This is a genomic window from Kitasatospora sp. NPDC101235 (assembly GCF_044767505.1).
GTDB lineage: Bacteria > Actinomycetota > Actinomycetes > Streptomycetales > Streptomycetaceae > Kitasatospora.
The window spans coordinates 53,375-72,939 of record NZ_JBIWNZ010000038.1 but is presented as its reverse complement, the minus strand read 5'-3'; the positions used below and the strand labels follow the sequence as shown (position 1 = coordinate 72,939).

The 19,565-nt window shown below is 71.2% G+C and carries 13 protein-coding genes; 2 read left to right on the top strand and 11 right to left on the bottom strand.

Translation table 11 applies throughout. The features are described 5' to 3' along the window. Positions 1-340 precede the first annotated feature (340 nt). The 9 genes from ACIRRH_RS38660 to eccD form a co-directional block, all read right to left on the bottom strand. Entirely contained in the window at positions 341-2,026 is a 1,686-nt protein-coding gene (locus ACIRRH_RS38660; protein ID WP_403077150.1) for a ribonuclease J, read from the bottom strand. Between the two features lie 170 nt (positions 2,027-2,196). Continuing rightward, positions 2,197-3,096, bottom strand: coding sequence for a 4-hydroxy-tetrahydrodipicolinate synthase (gene dapA, locus ACIRRH_RS38655; RefSeq protein WP_403077148.1), 900 nt, complete (start codon positions 3,094-3,096; stop codon positions 2,197-2,199). A 215-nt stretch (positions 3,097-3,311) separates the two neighbouring features. Further along, positions 3,312-4,043, bottom strand: a complete 732-nt coding sequence (thyX, locus tag ACIRRH_RS38650; protein ID WP_403077145.1) for an FAD-dependent thymidylate synthase — start codon at positions 4,041-4,043, stop codon at positions 3,312-3,314. Beyond that, entirely contained in the window at positions 4,040-4,498 is a 459-nt protein-coding gene (locus ACIRRH_RS38645) for a tetratricopeptide repeat protein (RefSeq protein ID WP_224277438.1), read from the bottom strand. Before ACIRRH_RS38645 ends, thyX begins: the two co-directional genes overlap by 4 nt. Before the next feature lie 25 nt (positions 4,499-4,523). Beyond that, positions 4,524-5,270, bottom strand: a complete 747-nt coding sequence (gene dapB, locus ACIRRH_RS38640) for a 4-hydroxy-tetrahydrodipicolinate reductase (RefSeq protein WP_403077142.1) — start codon at positions 5,268-5,270, stop codon at positions 4,524-4,526. A gap of 13 nt (positions 5,271-5,283) precedes the next feature. Continuing rightward, a complete protein-coding gene (locus tag ACIRRH_RS38635; RefSeq protein ID WP_403077140.1) occupies positions 5,284-6,690 on the bottom strand; it encodes a M16 family metallopeptidase in 1,407 nt (468 codons plus the stop codon). A gap of 67 nt (positions 6,691-6,757) precedes the next feature. Beyond that, positions 6,758-8,965, bottom strand: coding sequence for a polyribonucleotide nucleotidyltransferase (locus ACIRRH_RS38630; RefSeq protein WP_403077138.1), 2,208 nt, complete (start codon positions 8,963-8,965; stop codon positions 6,758-6,760). A gap of 454 nt (positions 8,966-9,419) precedes the next feature. Next, the gene (gene rpsO, locus ACIRRH_RS38625) at positions 9,420-9,710 is read right to left on the bottom strand and encodes a 30S ribosomal protein S15 (RefSeq protein WP_209416808.1); all 291 of its coding nucleotides are present in this window, start codon (positions 9,708-9,710) and stop codon (positions 9,420-9,422) included. Between the two features lie 223 nt (positions 9,711-9,933). Further along, a complete protein-coding gene (gene eccD / locus ACIRRH_RS38620) occupies positions 9,934-11,391 on the bottom strand; it encodes a type VII secretion integral membrane protein EccD (RefSeq protein WP_403077135.1) in 1,458 nt (485 codons plus the stop codon). 360 nt (positions 11,392-11,751) lie between these two features. Between eccD and eccCa the strand changes: the two genes are divergently transcribed. Together eccCa and ACIRRH_RS38610 are read left to right on the top strand one after the other, a co-directional pair. After that, positions 11,752-15,699 carry a type VII secretion protein EccCa gene (gene eccCa, locus ACIRRH_RS38615; RefSeq protein WP_403077133.1) on the top strand — a complete coding sequence of 1,316 codons (3,948 nt, stop codon included), beginning with the start codon at positions 11,752-11,754 and terminating at the stop codon, positions 15,697-15,699. A 469-nt stretch (positions 15,700-16,168) separates the two neighbouring features. Continuing rightward, on the top strand, positions 16,169-17,572 hold the full coding sequence (locus ACIRRH_RS38610) for an APC family permease (RefSeq protein ID WP_403077130.1): 1,404 nt from the start codon (positions 16,169-16,171) through the stop codon (positions 17,570-17,572). A gap of 69 nt (positions 17,573-17,641) precedes the next feature. Here ACIRRH_RS38610 and ACIRRH_RS38605 read toward each other — a convergent pair whose 3' ends face one another. Continuing rightward, entirely contained in the window at positions 17,642-18,883 is a 1,242-nt protein-coding gene (locus ACIRRH_RS38605; protein WP_403077128.1) for a hypothetical protein, read from the bottom strand. Between the two features lie 66 nt (positions 18,884-18,949). Beyond that, complete coding sequence (locus tag ACIRRH_RS38600) at positions 18,950-19,489, bottom strand: SigE family RNA polymerase sigma factor (protein ID WP_224277453.1); 540 nt, start codon at positions 19,487-19,489, stop codon at positions 18,950-18,952. Between the last annotated feature and the right edge of the window lie 76 nt (positions 19,490-19,565).

Sequence of the window (19,565 nt, the reverse complement as noted above, 5' to 3'; positions counted from 1 at the left end):
GTCAACATATCTGGCGTTGACTTTTGGCACGCTGTTGAGTTCTCAAGGAACGGACGCTTCCTTCGGACCGCCTTCCAGCGGACCCTCCGGGCTTCATTCTTTCGTGTTTCCAGCTTATCAGATGTTTTCCGCTCCGTTTTCCGGAGTTTCATTCATCCGATCCGCTTTTGCCTTTCGGCGCTCCCGGACTCTATCAGAGTTCTTCGGTCCGTTTTCCCCGGTCGTTCTCGAATTCAGATTCGAGCCCGTTTCCGAGGGGCCGTCCCGTGGGGCAACCCGGAGAACATTACGCACCGGGTTGCCCCACGTCAAACCGGCCTCAGCCGGTGTTGAGCGAGCGTCAGACCTCGACCACGACCGGCAGGATCATCGGCCGGCGGCGGTAGTTGTCCGCGACCCACTTGCCGATGGTCCGGCGGACCAGCTGCTGCACCTGACGGGGCTCCAGCACGCCGTCGCTCGCCGAGCGGTCCAGCGCTTCCTGGAGCTTGGCGACCACCGGGGCGAACGCGTTGTCGTCGATGCCGGAGCCGCGGGCCTGAATGGTCGGGCCGCCCACGATCTTGCCGTTGGTCGAGTCGACCGCGACGAAGACCGAGATGAAGCCCTCCTCGCCGAGGATCTTGCGGTCCTTGAGCGAGGCCTCGCTGATGTCGCCGACCGAGGAGCCGTCCACGTAGACGTACCCGGCCTGCACCTTGCCGGCGATCCGGGCGACGCCGCCCTCCAGGTCGACGCAGACACCGTCCTCGGCGATGACCACGCGGTTGCGCGGCACCCCGGTGGCGATGCCCAGCTCGGCGGCCGCGCGCAGGTGGCGCCACTCGCCGTGGACCGGCATCAGGTTGCGCGGCTTGCAGATGTTGAAGAAGTAGAGCAGCTCGCCGGCCGAGGCGTGGCCGGAGACGTGCACCTTGGCGTTGCCCTTGTGTACGACCTTGGCACCCCAGCGGGTCAGGCCGTTGATCACCCGGTAGACGGCGTTCTCGTTGCCCGGGATGAGCGAGGAGGCCAGGACGACGGTGTCGCCCTCGACGATGCGGATCTGGTGGTCGCGGTTGGCCATCCGGGACAGCGCCGCCATCGGCTCGCCCTGCGAACCGGTGCAGATCAGCACGACCTCCTTGTCCGGCAGGTCGTCCAGCTGCTTGACGTCCACGATCATGTTGCCGGGGACCTTCAGGTAGCCGAGGTCCCGGGCGATGCCCATGTTGCGGACCATCGAGCGGCCGACGAAGGCGACCTTGCGCTTGTACTCGTGGGCGGCGTCCAGCACCTGCTGGATGCGGTGCACGTGGCTCGCGAAGGAGGCCACGATGATGCGCTTCTCGGCGTTCGCGAAGACGTTCCGCAGCGCCGCCGAGATGTCCCGCTCGTGCGGGATGAAGCCGGGGACCTCGGCGTTGGTGGAGTCCACCAGCAGCAGGTCCATGCCCTCCTCCGCCAGCTTGGCGAAGGTCGGCAGGTCGGTCAGGCGGCCGTCCAGCGGCAGCTGGTCCATCTTGAAGTCGCCGGTGGCCACGACCATGCCCGCGGGGGTGCGGACCGCCACGGCCAGGGCGTCCGGGATGGAGTGGTTGACCGCGATGAACTCGCAGTCGAAGGGGCCGATGCGCTCGCGCTCGCCCTCCTTGACCTCCAGCACGTACGGCCGGATGCGGTGCTCGGCGAGCTTGGCCTCGATCAGCGCCAGGGTCAGCTTGGAGCCGATCAGCGGGATGTCCGGGTTCTCCCGCAGGAGGAAGGGGACGGCGCCGATGTGGTCCTCGTGCCCGTGGGTGAGGATGATGCCGTCGACCTTGTCGAGGCGGTCCCGGATGTAGCTGAAGTCCGGGAGGATCAGGTCCACGCCGGGCTGCTCGTCCTCGGGGAAGAGGACGCCGCAGTCGACGATCAGGATGCGGTCCCCGTACTCGAGGACCGTCATGTTGCGGCCGATCTCGCCGAGGCCGCCGAGCGGAGTGATGCGGAGGGCGCCCTCCTTCAGAGCCGGGGGTGCGCCGAGCTCGGGGTGCGGGTGGCTCAAAAGACTCTCCTCACGACGCACGCCATATGCCCGGGGTCCTCCCCCTGGAGACATATGGCGCGCGTACTCAGTGTCGTTTTCCTACTGGGTCTGTGCTCTCGCGCCTTCGGTCCGGTCCAGCGGCGGACCCGGGGAGGTCCGGCGAGCCGGGGCGCGCACGTCCGTGTCTGCTAGAGGTGTACCCCGCCGGCGGCGAGATCCTGCTTCAATTGCGCGACCTCCTCGGGCGTCGCGCCGACCAGCGGCAGCCGCAGCGGGCCCGCCGGCAGGCCCTGGAGCTCCAGGGCGGCCTTGGTGAGGATCACGCCCTGGGTGCGGAACATACCGCTGAACACCGGCAGCAGGCGCTGGTGGATGCTCGTGGCCTTGACCACGTCACCCGCCAGGAAGGCCTCGATCATCGCCCGCAGCTCCCCGGCCGCCACGTGCCCGACGACGCTGACCACGCCGACGGCTCCGACGGACAGCAGCGGCAGGTTGAGGATGTCGTCGCCGGAGTACCAGGCGAGGTCGGCGCGGGCGATCGCCCAGGCCGCGGCGCCCAGGTCGCCCTTGGCGTCCTTGTTGGCGACGATCCGCGGGTGCCGGCCGAGGCGGACCAGCGTCTCGTGGCTCAGCGCGACCCCGCTGCGGCCCGGGATGTCGTACAGCATGACCGGCAGCCCGGTCGCGTCGGCGATGGTGACGTTGTGCCGGTACAGGCCCTCCTGCGGGGGCTTGCTGTAGTACGGCGTGACGACCAGCAGGCCGTGTGCTCCGGCCGCCTCCGCCTGCCGGGCCAGCTCGACGCTGTGGTGGGTGTCGTTGGTGCCGACGCCGGCCACCACGTGGGCGCGGTCCCCGACCGCCTCGACCACGGCGCGGACCAGCTGGGCCTTCTCGGCGTCGGTGGTGGTCGGGGACTCACCGGTGGTGCCGTTGACGACGAGGCCGTCGTTGCCTGAGTCCACGAGGTGCGTGGCAAGGCGCTGGGCGCCGTCGAGGTCGAGTCCGCCGTCGGCGGTGAACGGGGTGACCATGGCGGTCAGGACCCGGCCGAACGGCGTCTGGGGGGTGGAGATCGGAGCCATGCGTCCAAAGCTACTCGTAGGCGGTGGGGCGGTCCCCATGCCGGTCCGGTGTTCGGACAGGTGTGGCGCGTCGGTGGCGCGGACGTGGGATTCCGGTGCTGCCCGCTCGGGGGTTCGGGCAGCACCGGAATCCGTGTTCACGAATGTAGGGAGCGGCTAGAAAAGCCGCAATCCAGACATGCCAGACACTCTGCCCATATGCCTGTCGTCCCAGGTCAGGGGGCGACTCGGCCGTGCTTCTCGAAAGCCGCATGGGTGAGCGGCATGAGCTGGGCCCACTGCTCCTCCATCTGCTCGGCGACCATCTCGATCTCGCGCTGCGGGAAGGACGGCACCGCCGAGTTCTCCCGCCGGGTGCGCAGCGACAGGAAGTGCATCAGCGAGCGCGAGTTGCAGGTCGCGTACATCGAGGAGAACAGGCCCACCGGCAGCACCGCGCGGGCCACCTCGCGGGCCACCCCGGCGGCCAGCATCTCCTGGTAGCGGGCGTAGGACTCGCGGTACGCGGCCTCCATCGCCTCCGTGGTGGTCCTGTGCTGCTCGGCCGTGCCCTCGTGGAACTCGTACTTGCCGGGGCGGCCCTGCTGGACCAGCTTGCGCTCCTCGCCCGGCACGTAGAAGACCGGCTGGAGCTCGCGGTAGCGGCCGGACTCCTCGTTGTACGACCAGCCGCTGCGGTGCCGGTGGAACTCCCGGAACACGAAGATCGGCGCGCTGATGAAGAAGGTCATCGAGTTGTGCTCGAAGGGCGTGCCGTGCCGGTCGCGCATCAGGAAGTTGATCAGGCCCTTGGACTTCTCCGGGTCCTGCTGGAGGGCCTCAAGGGACTGCTCGCCCGCGGTCGAGACCCGGGCAGCCCAGATGACGTCCGAGTCGGCGGCGGCGCTGCGGACCAGCTCCACCGTCACGTCGCTGCGGAAGCTGGGGGCCGTCGGTTCGTCGCTCACGCGTTACTCCTTGCGGGTTCGGTGCTGTGCAGCTTGATGGCGTGCTGCATGGTCTTGCGGGCGCGCGGGGTGTCGCCGGCGTCGGCGTAGGCCACGGCGAGGCGGAACCAGACCCGCCAGTCGCCCGGCGCGGCCTGTGCCTCGGTCTGGCGGCGGGCGAACACCGCGTCGGCCGAGGCCCGGTCGATCCGCCCGCCCTTGCTGCGCTTCAGCTCGTCCACCGGAAGGCCGCCCTCGGCCTCCAGCTCACGGGCCAGCCGCTCGCTGTCCCGGCCGAAGCGGACGGTCTGGCGCAGGAACCAGACGCCGATCACCGGGATCACGAAGGCACAGATCCCGATGCCGATGCCGAGCGGCTTGCCGGTCGCGATCAGCTGGACGCCCTCGCCCACACAGACCAGGGCGACCAGCAGCAGCACGCCGGACAGGACGAAGAAGCCGGTACGGGAGGTCATGACGCACTCCTGGAAATCAACACGGTCACAGGTCCAGGAAGTGTTCGAGGCCGAAGGTCAGCCCCGGGGTCCCGACGACCTTGCGCACGCCCAGCAGGATGCCCGGCATGAAGCTGCTGTGGTGCAGCGAGTCGTGCCGGATGGTGAGCGTCTCGCCGGTGTCGCCGAACATCACCTGCTGGTGGGCGAGCAGGCCGCGCAGCCGCACCGCGTGCACCGGCACCCCGTCCACGTCGGCACCGCGCGCGCCGGGCAGGCTGTGGGTGGTCGGGTCCTGCTGCGGCGGCCGGCCGGCCTCGGCCCGGGCGGCCGCGATCAGCTGGGCGGTGCGGGTGGCGGTGCCGCTGGGGGCGTCGGCCTTGCGGTCGTGGTGCAGCTCGACCACCTCGACCGACTCGAAGTACCGGGCGGCGATCTGGGAGAACTTCATGCCGAGGATGGCGCCGATGGAGAAGTTCGGCGCGATCAGCAGGCCGAGCTCGGGGGCCTCGGCCAGCCGGCTGCGGACGGTGGCGAGCCGCTCGTCCGTCCAGCCGGTGGTGCCGGTGACCACGTGGATGCCGTTGCGCACGCAGTAGTCGAGGTTGCCCATCACCGCGTCGGGGTGGGTCAGCTCGACGGCCACCTGGGCGCCCGCCCCGGTCAGCTCCTCCAGCTTCGACCCGCGCCCGAGGGCGGCGACCAGCTCCATGTCCGGTGCGGCCTCCACCGCCTTGACCGCCTCGGAGCCGATCCGTCCCTTGGCGCCGATCACGGCGACACGCAGTGTCATAGCGAATGTCCTCTCACACCAGCAGATCGGCGAGCTTGGCGGCCCGCTTGTCGTTGACCGGGCCGATCAGGGCGAGCGACGGCCGGTACGCGCCCAGCACATCACGCGCCACCTCGTGGACGTCCTCCAGGGTCACCGCGGCGATCCGCTCCAGCATCTCGTCCACCGACAGGTGGTGCCCGTAGCTGAGTTCGGCCTTGCCGATCCGGTTCATCAGCGAGCCGGTGTCCTCCATGCCGAGCACGGTGGAGCCGGAGATCTGGCCGATCGCGCGCTGCAGCTCCTCCTCGGTGATGCCCTCCTCGACCACCTTGGCCAGCTCGGCCCGGCAGATCCGCAGCACCTCCTCGACCCGCTTGGGCTGGCAGCCGGCGTAGATGCCGAACAGGCCGCTGTCCGCGTAGGACGAGGAGTACGAGTAGACCGAGTACGCCAGGCCCCGCTTCTCGCGGACCTCCTGGAACAGCCGGGAGCTCATCCCGCCGCCGAGGGCCGCGTTCAGCACGCCCATCGCCCAGCGGCGCTCGTCGTGCCGCGGCACTCCGGGCACACCCAGCACCAGATGGGCCTGCTCCGTGGAGCGGTTGAGCACCTCGACCTTGCCGGCCGTGCGCAGTGCCCTGACCCCGCGGCGGGCCTCGGCGGGGGCCGCGGTGGAGGCCTCCAGCACCGGCGCGAAGGCCTGCTCGACCTGCTTGACCACCTTGCGGTGGTCGAGGTTGCCGGCCGCGGCGACGACCAGCTGCTCGGGCCGGTAGCGGCGGCGGTAGAAGCCGGCGATCTGGTCCCGGGTGAGCGTCCTGATGGTCTCCTGGGTGCCGAGGATCGGGCGGCCGAGCGGGCCGCTGCCGAAGATCACCTTGGCGAACAGGTCGTGCACCACGTCGCCCGGGTCGTCCTCGGCCATCGCCATCTCCTCCAGGATGACGCCGCGCTCGGCCTCCACGTCCTCGGTGCGGATCAGCGAGCCGGTGAGCATGTCGCAGACCACGTCGATGGCCAGCGGCAGGTCGGTGTCCAGGACCCGGGCGTAGTAGCAGGTGTTCTCCTTCGCGGTGAAGGCGTTCATCTCGCCGCCGACCGCGTCCAGGGCGGCCGAGATGTCCAGCGCGCTGCGCCGCTCGGTGCCCTTGAAGAGCAGGTGCTCCAGGTAGTGGGTGGCGCCGTTGAGCTGCGGGGTCTCGTCCCGCGAGCCGACGCCGACCCAGATGCCGAAGGTCGCGGAGCGCACCGTCGGCAGGGTCTCGGTGACGACCCGAAGGCCGCCGGGGAGCACGGTGCGGCGCACCGTGCCGGCGCCGTCGACGCCCTTGAGCAGGGTCCGGGTGGTGCCGGGGCGCTGCTTTACCGCCGGGGCCTGCGCCACGGGGGGTACCTCCAGGGGAAACGCACGTGGGAAGGCACGTACGGACGTAAGCATGTGGACAACTGGGTGCGGCCCGCACGCCGTGTGAGGCGTACGGGCCGCGGGGTCAGCTAGCGGCGCTTCACTCGGAAGCGGCCTCGCCGCCCTCCTCGCCCTCGATGACCGGGATCAGGGAGAGCTTGCCGCGCGGGTCGATCTCGGCGATCTCGACCTGGACCTTGGCGCCGACGCCGAGGACGTCCTCGACGTTCTCCACGCGCTTGCCGCCGGCCAGCTTGCGGATCTGCGAGATGTGCAGCAGGCCGTCCTTGCCCGGCATCAGCGACACGAACGCGCCGAACGTCGTGGTCTTGACCACGGTGCCCAGGTAGCGCTCGCCGACCTCCGGCATGGTCGGGTTGGCGATCTGGTTGATCGTGGTGCGGGCGGCCTCGGCGGCCGGGCCGTCGGCGGCACCGATGTAGATGGTGCCGTCGTCCTCGATCGTGATCTCGGCGCCGGTGTCCTCCTGGATCTGGTTGATCATCTTGCCCTTGGGGCCGATGACCTCACCGATCTTGTCCACCGGGATCTTGATGGTGATGATGCGCGGCGCGTTCGGGGACATCTCGTCGGGCGAGTCGATGGCCTCGTTCATCACGTCGAGGATGTGCAGGCGGGCGTCCTTGGCCTGCTTCAGCGCGGCGGCGAGCACCGACGCCGGGATGCCGTTCAGCTTGGTGTCCAGCTGGAGGGCGGTGATGAAGTTGCGGGTACCGGCGACCTTGAAGTCCATGTCGCCGTACGCGTCCTCGGCGCCGAGGATGTCGGTCAGCGTGACGTAGTGGGTCTCGCCGTCGATCTCCTGGGAGATCAGGCCCATGGCGATGCCGGCGACGGCGGCCTTCAGCGGCACACCGGCGTTCAGCAGCGACATGGTCGAGGCGCAGACCGAGCCCATCGAGGTGGAGCCGTTGGAGCCGAGCGCCTCGGAGACCTGGCGGATGGCGTACGGGAAGTCCTCACGGGAGGGCAGCACCGGCAGGATGGCCCGCTCGGCCAGCGCGCCGTGGCCGATCTCGCGGCGCTTGGGCGAACCCACGCGGCCGGTCTCACCGACGGAGTACGGCGGGAAGTTGTAGTTGTGCATGTAGCGGCGGCGCGTCTCCGGGGAGAGCGTGTCCAGCTGCTGCTCCATGCGCAGCATGTTCAGCGTGGTGACGCCCAGGATCTGGGTCTCGCCGCGCTCGAACAGGGCCGAGCCGTGCACCCGCGGGATGGCCTCGACCTCGGCGGCCAGGGTGCGGATGTCGGTGACGCCGCGGCCGTCGATGCGGACCTTGTCCGTGATGACGCGCTCGCGGACGATCTTCTTGGTCAGCGCGTTGTAGGCGGCGCTGATCTCCTTCTCGCGACCCTCGAACTCGGGCAGCAGCTTCTCGGCGGCCAGCGCCTTGACGCGGTCCAGCTCGTTGTTGCGCTCCTGCTTGCCCGCGATGGTCAGGGCCTGGGCGAGCTCGTCCTTGACGGCGGCGGACAGCGCGGCGAGGACGTCGTCCTGGTAGTCCAGGAAGACCGGGAACTCGCCGGTCGGCTTGGCGGCCTGGGCGGCCAGCTTCGCCTGCGCGGCGCACAGGACCTTGATGAACGGCTTCGCGGCCTCCAGGCCGGAGGCGACGATCTCCTCGGTCGGCGCGTCGGCGCCGCCCTCGACCAGCTTGATGGTCTTGTCGGTGGCCTCGGCCTCGACCATCATGATCGCGACGTCGCCGTCCGGCAGGACGCGACCGGCGACGACCATGTCGAAGACGGCCGACTCCAGCTCGCTGTGGGTCGGGAAGGCGACCCACTGGCCGTTGATCAGCGCGACGCGCACGCCGCCGATCGGGCCGGAGAACGGCAGGCCCGCCAGCTGGGTGGAGGCGGAGGCGGCGTTGATGGCGACCACGTCGTACAGGTGGTCGGGGTTGAGCGCCATCACGGTGACGACGACCTGGACCTCGTTGCGCAGGCCCTTGACGAAGGACGGGCGCAGCGGGCGGTCGATCAGGCGGCAGGTGAGGATCGCGTCCTCGGAGGGCCGGCCCTCGCGACGGAAGAACGAGCCGGGGATGCGGCCGGCGGCGTACATCCGCTCCTCGACGTCCACGGTCAGCGGGAAGAAGTCGAAGTGCTCCTTCGGCTGCTTGGACGCGCTGGTCGCCGACAGCACCATGGTGTCGTCGTCCAGGTAGGCCACGGCGGAGCCGGCGGCCTGACGGGCCAGACGGCCGGTCTCGAAGCGGATGGTACGGGTGCCGAAGGAACCGTTGTCGATCACGGCCTCGGCGTAGAACACGTTCTCTTCCACCTGGAAGATCTCCTCTTTCGTACGTCTCCGGGAGAGCGTCCCCGCGCACTGCCTGCGGTGGGCCCCGGGCCCTCGTCAGGGAGGGCGGCAGTCGGGCCGGTCTTCGATCGAAGCCTCCGGAGTGCCCCGCTCGGTCTGCGGGGGTTCCGACGGCCACTACCGAGGACCGGCGCCTCACGGCTGCCGGGCCGGGAAGGGCGGTCCGCGTCTGGACGCTCTCTCGGATGCGGGCGGCTTCCGTTTGAAGCCTTCGTCCCGCGGGGGGTTCGGGTCCTTCTGCCCGGGTGGCGCGCTGGTGCGCCATCACCCGGCATGCCCACAACCCTACGGTGCAATCCTCGGCCACCTGGGGAGGTGCGCGCGAGTTGTTATCTCCGGGCGCCGCGGTTCAAGAGCCGCGGCATACGCGCGAGGGGCGGCTCCCCGGTGTGGGGAGCCGCCCCGAGCGGCGTTCTCAGCGGGCGCCGCCGGCGGCACCGCGGCGGATGCCCAGGCGGTCGACGAGCGTACGGAAGCGCTCGATGTCCTTCTTGGCCAGGTACTGGAGCAGGCGGCGGCGCTGGCCGACCAGGATCAGCAGGCCACGACGGGAGTGGTGGTCGTGCTTGTGGGACTTGAGGTGCTCGGTCAGGTCCGAGATGCGACGGGAGAGCATGGCCACCTGGACCTCGGGGGAGCCGGTGTCGCCCTCCTTCTGGCCGAACTCGGCGATGATCTGCTTCTTGACGTCAGAGGCGAGAGCCACTGCAACTCCTTCGGGGTCTACCGAGCGGTCCTGGTCGACAACACAGGACTCATCGAGAACTCGGTGTCGCGAGCGCGGCCCGCACTCTGCAGCCCACGGCGGGGCGGCGGACACACGGCTGCGCTCGGAGGCCAAGCGTACCAGTGCCGCCCACCCGGCCGTCCGGCGGGCCCGGGAAGGGCCGCGGCGGGTGACGGGAGGGCGGCACTGCGACGTCCGGCGGTCAGCCGGTGGCGCCGCGGACCAGGCGGTAGATGTCCAGGACGGCGAGCGCCAGCGGGACGAGCGAGATCAGGGTGAGGCTGTCCACCAGGTCCAGGATGCGCCCCCAGAACGGGGAGACCCCGAGCCGCGGCACCACCAGGGCGATCGCGGTGAGCAGCGCGGCACCGAAGGCGATGGAGGCGGTCAGCCAGATCGTGCGCAGGTCGAGCTCGGTGGTGGAACCGGCCGCCCGCAGGAAGAACTGCGGGGTGTGCAGGGAGAGCCCGACGATCAGCAGGCTCAGGCCGAGCAGGCCGGCCACGGTGAGGCTGAGCACCTGCGCGGTGTAGCGGAACAGCCGGGCGCGCAGCATGGTGGTCAGGCCCAGGGCGAGCGCGAGCAGTTCGGGGAAGGTCTCGTCGGTGAAGCCGAGGACGGCGCAGGCGCCGACCACCACGGCGGCGCAGCCGCCGACCAGGCCGACCAGCACCTCGTGGCCGCGGCGGGCCTGGTGCGCGATCTTCTCGTACTGGACGGCCTCGGCGCGCTCGGCCTCCTCGTCGTAGTCGCGGCTGCGGGTGCGGGTCTGGCCGGGGGCGCTGAAGCCGACCGGCAGCCGGGCGAAGCGGGCGGAGAGGCTGGGCAGGAAGCCGACCACGGCCACGGCGGCGACGCCGGTGACGGCGGCGATGTGCCCGGCCGGGGTCTCCGGCAGCAGGACGGCCGCGAAGGTGGCGAGCGAGCCGGCGGTGGAGACCAGGGCGGCGGCGACGAACACCGCGTCCCTCTCCGGCAGCAGGCCGGCCAGTAGCACGGAGACCACCAGGACGGCGGCGCAGCCGGCCAGGAACTGGAGCCGGCCGGGGCCGTCCCCCCGGTGGGCGACGGCGATGAGGCCGCTGCCGCCGATCATGGCGTGCGGCAGCGCGCCGAGGCCGAGCGCGACGGCCGCGTGGGCGTCCTGGTAGACCCGGGCGCGCACCCCGGCGAGCGCGGTGAGCACGACGGCGGTGACGCCGGCCAGGACACCGGGCAGGCCGTGCATGTCGTGGCGCAGGTCGGAGAACCAGAGCGCGAAGCCGAGCAGGGTGAGCAGCACCCCGGCGCCGATCAGGCCGAAGCCGCGCATCAGCTCGGCGGTCCAGAACCGGCGGTCGGCCTCGACGGCGCTGGCGATCGCGTCGGCGACGTCGTCGTAGACGGCCGGCGGGAGCGACTCGGCGAAGGGGCGCAGCGCCAGCAGGTCGCCGTCGCGGACCTGCTGGGCGGCCAACGGCAGCCCGCTGTCGAGCACCGTGCCGTCGCGGCGGACCAGGTGGAAGCCGGTGGGGGTGCCGTCGGGCTGGCTCTGGTTGGCCAGGCGCAGCACCTCGGGGTAGACGTCCGCGAGCGGGACGTCCTCGGGCAGGGCGACGTCGATCCGGCGGTCCGGGGCAACGACGGTCACCCGGCAGTAGCCGGTCGCGGCGGCACTCATGCGTCCACCTCGCTGCGCTCGCCCATGAGGGCCCCCACCTCGATCCTTCGACGCACTTGGCGCTCCCCCTTGTTGACGGTGCCGAGGCACGGCGGCGCTCGGTGTTGCTGTGGAACCGGCCCGGCCGGGCCGCGAGTTGGCGCGGCGTTACCCTACCCGTTCGGTTCGTGTCCGGTGCCGGTGCGTACCGGGCCCTGGCGGGCGGTGCGGGGGCGACCGTTAGGATCGGCGCCTGCGCAAAGGTACGGGGGCTGCGCTGGGTGGGGCGTCCTCAGCCACCGGATTCCCGTACGGACCGTACGCAAATCGCATGAGGGCTGATGCCGAAGTGATCGATCGACGCCGCGGGGTGGATGACACATGGGTGTGATCACGGTCAAGCGACCGGCCAGGGCGTACCCGCCCACCGTGCCGGACGAGCCGGTGGAGCTGGTGAGCCCGCCCGAACTGCCCCGGCAGGGCGGCGAGGACTGGCTGATGAGCATCCTGCCGATGTTGGGCATGGGTGGCTCGGCGGTGTTCTTCTTCTCGCCGGGGGCTGCGGCCCCGATGAAGATCATGGGCGGTCTGATGATCGCCTCGACGCTCGGTATGGTGCTGGCGCAGATCGTCCGGGCCCGCAAGGGCGGTTCGACCGCGATGGCGGACGAGCGGCGCGACTACCTGAAGTACCTCCAGCAGACCCGCCGCCAGGTGCGCCGCACGGCGGAGCGCCAGCGCGGCGCGCTGCTGTTCCTGAACCCGGCGCCGGACCAGCTCTGGTCGATCGTCGAGGACGGCCGGCGGCTGTGGGAACGGCGCACCGGGGACGGCGACTTCGCGCAGATCCGGGTGGGCCTCGGGCCGGTGCAGCTGTCCACGCCGCTGGTGGCGCCGCAGACCGCGCCGATGGACGAGCTGGAGCCGCTGTCGGCGGCCGCGATGCACTCCTTCCTGAAGGCGCACGGCACCCTCCAGGACCTGCCGTTGGCGGTCTCGCTGCGGGCCTTCTACCACATCACGGTGTGCGGGGACCCGGACTCGGTGTACGGGAACGTGCGCGCGATGATCGCCCAGCTGACCACCCTGCACTCACCGGACGACCTGATGGTGGCGGTCGCGGCCGCGCCCGGTGCGGCCGAGGAGTGGGAGTGGACCAAGTGGCTCCCGCACAACCAGCATCGCAAGGAGGCCGACGGCGCGGGCTCGCGCCGGCTGTTCGCGACCGACCTGGGCGACCTGGAGTACCTGCTCCAGGACGAACTGGCCGGCCGCCAGCGCTTCGTACGGGACGTGGCGCCGCCGGCCGACCAGCCGCACCTGGTGGTCGTCATGGACGGCGCGGGGGTGCCGCACGACTCGTTGCTGGCGAGCCCGGAAGGTGTGCAGGGCGTGACGGTCATCGAGGTGGTGCCGGGCGAGGTCGACGAGCCCAGCGGGCACCTGATGGTGACGGTCGGCGCCGAGGAGCTGCTGCTGCGCTCGGCCTCCGGCGCGACGTACACCGGCAAGCCGGACCTGCTCTCGGTGTGGCAGTCCGAGGCGCTGGCACGGCAGTTGGCGCCGTACCGGATCTCGGCCGGCGGGGACGACGAGCCGCTGCTGTCCAACCTCGACTTCACCGACATGATGAACTCGGGCGACCCGGGCTCCTTCGACGTGGCCCGCAGCTGGCGCCCGCGCGCCCAGCACGAGCGGATGCGGGTGCCGATCGGCGTCGGCGCCAACGGCGAGCACGTCTACCTGGACATCAAGGAGGCCGCGCTGGAGGGCATGGGCCCGCACGGCCTGTGCGTGGGCGCGACCGGTTCCGGCAAGTCGGAGCTGCTGCGCACGCTGGTGCTGGCGCTGGCGATGACCCACTCCTCGGAGATCCTGAACTTCGTCCTCGCCGACTTCAAGGGTGGTGCGACCTTCTCCGGCATGGCGGACATGCCGCACACCTCCGCCGTGATCACCAACCTGGAGGGCGAGCTCACCCTGGTCGACCGCATGCGCGACGCGATCGAGGGCGAGCTCCACCGCCGCCAGGAGCTGCTGCGCTCGGCGGGCAACTACGCCAACATCCACGAGTACGAGCGGGCCCGGGCGGCCGGCGCGGCGCTGGACCCGCTGCCCTCGCTGGTGCTGATCATCGACGAGTTCTCCGAACTCCTCACCGCCAAGCCCGACTTCATCGAGATGTTCATCCAGATCGGCCGGATCGGCCGGTCGCTGGGCGTGCACCTGCTGCTGGCCTCGCAGCGCCTGGAGGAGGGCAAGCTGCGCGGCCTGGACACCTACCTGTCGTACCGGATCGGTCTGCGCACCTTCTCGGCCGCGGAGTCCCGGGCGGCGATCGGCGTGCCGGACGCCTACCACCTGCCGCCGGTGCCGGGCGTCGGCTACCTCAAGTTCGGCGAGGACGTGATGGACCGGTTCAAGGCCGCCTACGTCTCGGGGCCGTACCGGGCACCGGGACAGCAGCGGTCGACCGGCGGACGGCGGGTCAACGCGCGCACGGTGGAGTTCACCGCGGCCTTCGTGGACCTGCCGGACCCGGTGGAGGAGGAGGAGGTCGCGCCGCAGGTCCCGGAGCAGGACGACGCGCTGGTGGACACCGTGCTGGACGTATTCGTCCAGCGGATGACCGGCCAGGGCCCGGCCGCGCACCAGGTGTGGCTGCCGCCGCTGGACGAGGCGCCGAGCATGGACCACCTGCTGCCGCCGCTGCAGGTCGCGCCGGAGCGCGGGCTGGCCACGCCCGGCTACCCGGCGGGCCGGCTGCGGGTGCCGATCGGCATCGTGGACAAGCCGCGCGAGCAGAAGACGGACATCCTGGAGGTCGACTACGCGGGGGCGGCCGGCCACGGTCTGATCGTGGGCGGCCCGCGCTCCGGCAAGTCGACCGTGGTGCGCACCACGGTGGCCTCGTTCGGCCTCACCCACACCCCGCTGGAGGTGCAGTTCTACCTGCTCGACTTCGGTGCGGGCAGCTTCCAGTCGCTGGCCGGGCTGCCGCACGTCGGCGGGGTGGCCGGGCGCCTGGACGTGGACAAGGTGCGCCGGATGGTCTCCGAGGTGCACGGGGTGCTCAACCGGCGCGAGGAGCTGTTCCGGGTCGCCGGGATCGACACCATCGCCACCTACCGGGCCCGCCGGGCGGCCGGCCGGCTGCCGGACGAGGCCTTCGGCGACGTCTTCCTGGTGATCGACGGCTGGAACACCTTCAAGCAGGAGTTCGAGGGCCTGGAGCCGGTGATCGGCGACATCGCCCAGCGCGGCCTCGGCTACGGCGTGCACCTGGTCATCACGGCGGCCCGGTACGCCGAGGTGCGCCCGGCGCTGAAGGACCTGCTGCAGAACCGGACCGAGCTGAAGCTCGGTGACCCGATGGAGTCCGAGGTCGACCGCCGGGTGGCCCAGAACGTCCCGTCGCTGGCCGGGCGCGGCATCACCCCGGAGCGGCTGCACTTCCTGTCCGGACTGCCGCGCCTGGACGGCTCCTCCTCGGTGGACGACCTCCAGGACGGCGTGGCCGGGCTGGTCAGCGCCGTGGACGGGGCCTGGACCGGCCCGCGCGCCCCGCAGGTGCGAATGCTGCCGGCCGTCCTGGACGGCAACTCGCTGCCGAAGGGCTTCGAGCACCCGGAGCGCGGCGTCGCCTTCGGCGTGGACGAGGCGGAGCTGGCGCCGGTCTTCGTCAACTTCGAGACCGACCCGCTGTTCATCGTCTTCGGCGACACCGAGTCCGGGAAGTCGGCGGTGCTGCGGATGCTGATCAAGCAGATCACCGAGCGCTACACGCCGGACCAGGCGGGCATCGTGGTCGGTGACTACCGGCGCGCGCTGCTCGGCACCGTGCCGCCGGAGTACCTGGTGGAGTACGCGGCCGCGCAGCCGGCCATGGCGGCCATCGTGGACATGCTGCGCGGCGCCTGCTCGCGCCGCCTGCCGGGCCCGGACGTGACCGCCGAGCAGCTGCGCAACCGCAGCTGGTACAGCGGCAAGGACATGTTCGTGATCGTCGACGACTACGAGCTGGTCTCGACGAGCTCGGGCAACCCGCTGGCCCCGCTGGCCGAGTTCCTGCCGTTCGCCCGCGACATCGGCCTGCGGGTGATCGTGGCCCGCAGCGCGGGCGGCGCCGGCCGCTCGCTGTACGAGCCGGTGCTGCAGCGGATGCGCGAGCTCGGCGGCCAGGGCGTGATCCTCTCCGGGAACCGGGACGAGGGCGCGCTGCTGGGGACGGTCAAGCCGCAGGCGCTGCCGCCGGGCCGAGGGGTCTACGTGTCCCGCCGCGTGACCAGCGGGCAGATGGTCCAGACGGGCTGGCTGCCGGTGGCGTAGCCGCGTCGACCGTCACGGACGGTGATCGAAGGGGTCGGACTCGCGGAGTCCGACCCCTTCGGCGTCCCAGGTTCCGAAACGTTACCTAGCTCTTTCGGAGCGGGGGCTGCGGTTCCCGCACCCGGCCGGGGAGTTGCCGGACGCTTCGGGGACACCTGGGCGTGTCGCCGTCCACCTGGAGTGCCACCTTTGAATCACGACCCCCTCCCCTTTGTTCACCTTCGATTCAATTGCCATGTGGCTTAGGTAACAAGTCGGACAAAGCCCGCAATGACCGAACGTGATCATGGGATCGCATGCCTATGCCGTTCGCCGCAACGGATTCCGAAGCAGTTCCCACGTTGACTCGATCAATACGCCCAAGGTTCCATTGCGCCCCGGGAGCGACTGGAACCAGACACCGAGCAACCAGCCAGCGGAGGCGATACCGCTCCCACTCCAGCACCGCACAAAGCCGATCGGAAGCCACATGACCGACACGCTTCGCCCGCCACAGACCGTAGCCGCCACGGCGGCCGAGGCGGCCGCGCCCCAGCAGCTCAAGCGCTCGATCGGCGTCGTGGGCGGCACACTGCTCACGCTGTCCTGCGTCACGCCCGCGTCGACGCTGTTCGTGATCGTGCCGGAGCTGTTCTCCAGCATCGGCAGCGCCACCGCACTGGCCATCGCGATCGGCACCGTGCTCTGCGTCGCGGTCGCGTTCTGCTACTCCGAGCTCGGCACGCTGATCCCCAGCGCCGGCGGCGAGTACGCGATGGTCGGCACCCTCGCCGGACGGCTGATGGGCTGGCTGGTCTTCGTGCTCTCGCTGATCGTGGTGATGATCGTCCCCTCGGTCATCGCCCTCGGCACCGCCGACTACCTCGCCCCCGTCCTGCACCTGGACAAGGCCATGACCGGCGCCGCCGTGATGCTGGCCGCCACCCTGGCCGGCCTGCTCGACCTGCGTGCCAACGCCTGGATCACCGGCATCTTCCTGGTGCTGGAGGTCATCGCGGCCGGCGTGGTCTCGGTGCTCGGCTTCGCCCACACCAACAGCGACGCCCCCAGCCTGCTGCACGGCGTGGTCACCGGGGACGGCGGCGCCACCACCACGGTGAGCGTGGGCGCCATCGTCGGAGCGCTCGGCATCGCCCTGTTCATCACCCAGGGCTTCTCCACCGCGGTCTACCTGTCCGAGGAGCTGGAGAACCCCCGCCGCAACGTCTCGCGCACCGTGCTGTGGACGCTCGGCATCTCCTCGGCCATCATCCTGGTCCCGGTCGTCGCCATCACCATGGGCGCCCCCGACCTCCAGACCCTGTCCTCCGGCGACATCTCCGGCATGGTCACCGCCTGGAGCAACTCCGCGGTCGGCACCTTCATCAGCCTCTGCGTCGCGCTGGCCATCATCAACGCCGGCATCGTCATGGTCATCCAGAACTCCCGGGTGCTGTTCGCCTCCGCCCGCGACAAGGCCTGGCCGGAGCCGGTCAACAAGGCCTTCGGCACTCTCGGCCGGTTCGGCTCGCCGTGGATCGCCACCCTGGCGGTCGGCCTGCCCGGCGCCGCGCTCTGCTTCGTCAAGGGCGAGCTGCTGAGCAACATCACCGGCGTCGCCGTCACCGGGATGTACCTGCTGGTCGCGATCGCCGCGCTGCTCTCCCGCCGCGCCCACCACAAGCACGCCGCCGCCTGGCGGATGCCGCTGTGGCCGGTCGTCCCGGTCGTCCTGATCGCCGTCCTGGTCTACGTGATGACCAAGCTGGACGCCGAGCCCCTGCTGTGGACCGGCGGCATCACCGCCGCCGCCACCCTCTACTGGCTGTTCTACCTGCGCCCCCGGCAGGACACCCGCTGGGTGATCAGCCTCCCCGAGGACCAGCAGGACTGACCCCCACCCCTCCCCCACACGGCGGTGCCCCGGGCCTCCCCCAGCCCGGGGCACCGCCGCGTGCGCGTCCTACTTCTTCGCCTTCCAGGCCGGGCTGGTGGCGATCGTCTTCAGCTGGTCCGCGGTGAGCAGCGGCTTGCCGGTCGGCATCTGGTACACCAGCACCTCCATGCCGTCCGGACGCAGGACGTTCACCGTCAGCGGCTTCTCCTTGCCGTCCGGGTCGCCGTTGACGAGGATCCTGCTCCCGTCGGGGAGGGTGTTCGCGTCCTTGAAGGCGCGCTCGCCCTGGACGCTCCCGCCGTGCGCCCAGTTCTCCACCCGCAGCATCAACGAGCCGGCGGCCGGGCCCTGGGCCAGCTGGAAGGTGGCCGCGAGCGCGCTGCCGGAGCGGCCGGTCACGGTCACCCCCGGGGGCAGCAGGCCCGCCAGCACGGCCTCCCGGTCGGGCAGCGAGAGGCCGGGGTCGACCGCGTCCTCGTCGATGCCGTCGTACCGGACCGCCGCGACGACCCGGTCCCAGGACCTGTCGGTGACGATCCCCTTCAGCTGGTCCAGGGTGAGCGGCGGGTTGGGGCGGCTGTCCGGCGCGCCCTTCTCCTTGGGCGCGTTCCACTCGCTCAGGGAGATGCTCCGGCCGTCCGGGCCGGTCAGGGTGGCGTGCCACTCCTTGGTGTCGGCCCGGCCGTCCGAGTACTCGTACCCCTGCTCCAGCAGGAGCTTGGAGCCGTCCGGCAGGGTGGTGGCGGAGCAGGAGTCGACCCGGGCGAGCTTGAAGTCAGGCGGGCAGGTGGGGACCTGCGCCTGCTTGGGGTGGTGCTTCTGGATGCCGATCTGGACCAGCGACTTGCCCTGGCCGTCGTCGAAGACCACGCTCGCCGAGGCGAAGGTGCCGTCCAGTCGCTCGTCGTCGGTCCCGCGGCCCTTGGCCTCGCTGGTCTCCCCCTTGGGCAGGAGCGCCTGGAAGGTGGCCAGCACCTCGTCGCCGGAGACCACCGCCGGGGCGGTGGACTTCGCCGTGGTCGGGGTGGCCGCGGCGGCGGCGCTGCCGGCGGTGGCGGCCGGGGCGGAGGCCGCGCTCACCGTGCCCGCGTCCTTGCCGCCCAGCGAGCCCAGGTACACCGTGCCGGTGCCCACCAGGGCCAGCGCGGCCGCGCCGCCCACCACGGCGGCGGTCGAGCGGCGGCGCCAGCGGCTGCGGCCGCGGCGGTAGCCGCCCGCGACCAGGTCGGCCTGCTCGGTGCGGAAGCCTTCCCCCGTACGGGTGAGGGCATAGAGAAGATCGTCCTCGAACTTGTCCGGTTCGGACATGGGTGTTCACCGTCTCCTTGCGTCGCGGTTTGCGAGAGGTGCCGTACGGGCGGGCGGGCGCCGGCCTCAGCGGCCGGCGAGCTCGGTCAGCGAGTCGCCGAGCAGGGTGCGCAGCCGGGCCAGGGCCCGGGTGGTGCGGGTACGGACGGCCCCGGAGGAGACCCGCATGGCCTCGGCGGTCTCCTCGACGCTGCGGTCCTCCCAGTAGCGCAGCACCAGGACCGCGCGGTCCTTGGGCGGCATCCGGCCGAGCGCGTCGAGGAGGGTCAGCCGCAGGGTGCTGTCGGCGTCCTGCCCCTCCGGCTCCGGCAGGGTGTCGCTGGGGCGCTCGCCGCTGGAGCGGCGGCGCTGCTGGGCGAGGAAGGTGCGCACCATCACGGTGTGGGTGTAGGCCGCCGGGTTGTCGATCCGACCGCGGCCGGTGAAGGCACTGCGCCGCCACAGCACGTACATCCGGCTGAGGGCCTCCTGGACGAGGTCCTCGGCGTAGTGGGTGTCGCCGCTGGTGAGCAGGCAGGCCGAGCGGTACAGGTGGCCGGTCCGGCCGGAGACGAGTTCCAGGAACTCCGCGTCCTTGGCCTCCCGGCCCGCCCCGATCCACCTCATGCGCCCTGCCCCCTGCGGTCCGCCCTCCCTGACACTTCATCGATGCGGTGGGCGGGCGGCGGTGTTACAGGAGTCG

What these genes read in the sequence shown, in the direction of transcription:
- ACIRRH_RS38635 (WP_403077140.1), bottom strand. Translation starts at nt 6,690, where the DNA reads ATGCTTACGTCCGTACGTGCCTTCCCACGTGCGTTTCCCCTGGAGGTA.
- eccD (WP_403077135.1), bottom strand. Translation starts at nt 11,391, where the DNA reads ATGAGTGCCGCCGCGACCGGCTACTGCCGGGTGACCGTCGTTGCCCCG.
- dapA (WP_403077148.1), bottom strand. Translation starts at nt 3,096, where the DNA reads ATGGCTCCGATCTCCACCCCCCAGACGCCGTTCGGCCGGGTCCTGACC.
- ACIRRH_RS38610 (WP_403077130.1), top strand. Translation starts at nt 16,169, where the DNA reads ATGACCGACACGCTTCGCCCGCCACAGACCGTAGCCGCCACGGCGGCC.
- dapB (WP_403077142.1), bottom strand. Translation starts at nt 5,270, where the DNA reads ATGACACTGCGTGTCGCCGTGATCGGCGCCAAGGGACGGATCGGCTCC.
- eccCa (WP_403077133.1), top strand. Translation starts at nt 11,752, where the DNA reads ATGGGTGTGATCACGGTCAAGCGACCGGCCAGGGCGTACCCGCCCACC.
- ACIRRH_RS38605 (WP_403077128.1), bottom strand. Translation starts at nt 18,883, where the DNA reads ATGTCCGAACCGGACAAGTTCGAGGACGATCTTCTCTATGCCCTCACC.
- ACIRRH_RS38645 (WP_224277438.1), bottom strand. Translation starts at nt 4,498, where the DNA reads ATGACCTCCCGTACCGGCTTCTTCGTCCTGTCCGGCGTGCTGCTGCTG.
- ACIRRH_RS38600 (WP_224277453.1), bottom strand. Translation starts at nt 19,489, where the DNA reads ATGAGGTGGATCGGGGCGGGCCGGGAGGCCAAGGACGCGGAGTTCCTG.